Genomic DNA, 1,050 nt, shown 5'->3' with positions numbered 1-1,050 from the left:
ATCCTGGGCACCTGGGTGCACGGCCCCGGTATGCTGCACACTTCCGACCCGGTGGATGAACCCGCCGACCTGGAAGGGATGAAGATCCGCGGCGGCTCTCGCATGGTCAACCAGCTGTTGGAACTGCTGGGGGCGGAGCCCATCGGCCTGCCGGTGACAGCCATCCCCGAAGCCCTGTCCAAGGGCGTCATCAACGGCACCACCATCCCCTGGGAGGTGACGGCGGCGCTGAAGGTCTCTGAACTGGTCGACAATCACACCGAGTTCGACGGCCCGGCAATCTACAACCTGACCTTCGTCCTGGCCATGAACCAGGAGCGGTATGACAGCCTGCCCGAGGACTTGCAAAAGGTCATCGACGACAATTCGGGGCTGGAATTCTCGGTCTTCGCCGGCGGCACGATGGCCGCGGCCGACGGGCCCGCGCGCCAGATCGCTGTGGACAGGGGCAACAATATCATCACCATCAGTGCAGAGGACGCCGCCCGCTGGGAGGAGCTTGCGCGCCCGGTCTACGATGCATGGGTCGCCGATGTGGCAGACAAGGGCATCGACGGGCAGGCACTGATCGACCAGGCCAAGGCCCTCATGCAGGAATACGCAAAGTAAACCGCTTCCCAAAAGGGAAAGCGGAGGTCATTCAGGGAGGTAAGACATGACCACACGCAGAACCGTTCTTGGCATTGCCGGGGCCGCACTGGCCGCGATGATGACCACCACTTCGGCAATGGCGCAGGAGGTCACGCTGACCCTGCACCAGTTCCTGCCTGCGCAGGCCAATGTGCCGAAGCAGGTGCTGGACGTCTGGGCGGACAAGGTCGAGGCGGATTCGAACGGCCGTATCGAGATCGAGCGCTACCCCTCGATGCAGCTGGGCGGCACCCCGCCGGAACTGATGGACCAGGCTATCGACGGCATCGCCGATATCGTCTGGACCGTCGTCGGTTATACGCCCGGCCGTTACCCGACGACCGAAGTCTTTGAACTGCCCTTCATGGTGTCCGATGCCCGCGCGGCCTCTTACGCCTACTGGAAGATGTTCGAAGAGCA

1 protein-coding gene and 1 pseudogene are annotated in these 1,050 nt (G+C 63.2%); both read left to right on the top strand.

The window, feature by feature from the left end:
- Window positions 1-609: TRAP transporter substrate-binding protein DctP (gene dctP / locus PVW46_RS13230; protein ID WP_274576132.1), on the top strand; the 609-nt coding region annotated here is incomplete at its 5' end.
- A gap of 46 nt (window positions 610-655) precedes the next feature.
- Window positions 656-1,050: pseudogene (locus PVW46_RS13225) on the top strand (C4-dicarboxylate ABC transporter); the annotation flags it as partial.

The organism is Mameliella sp. AT18 (genome assembly GCF_028807275.1).
GTDB classification, from domain to species: domain Bacteria; phylum Pseudomonadota; class Alphaproteobacteria; order Rhodobacterales; family Rhodobacteraceae; genus Antarctobacter; species Antarctobacter albus.
Note: the sequence above shows the minus strand (reverse complement) of the source record. Positions and strands in the feature narration are given on the sequence as shown.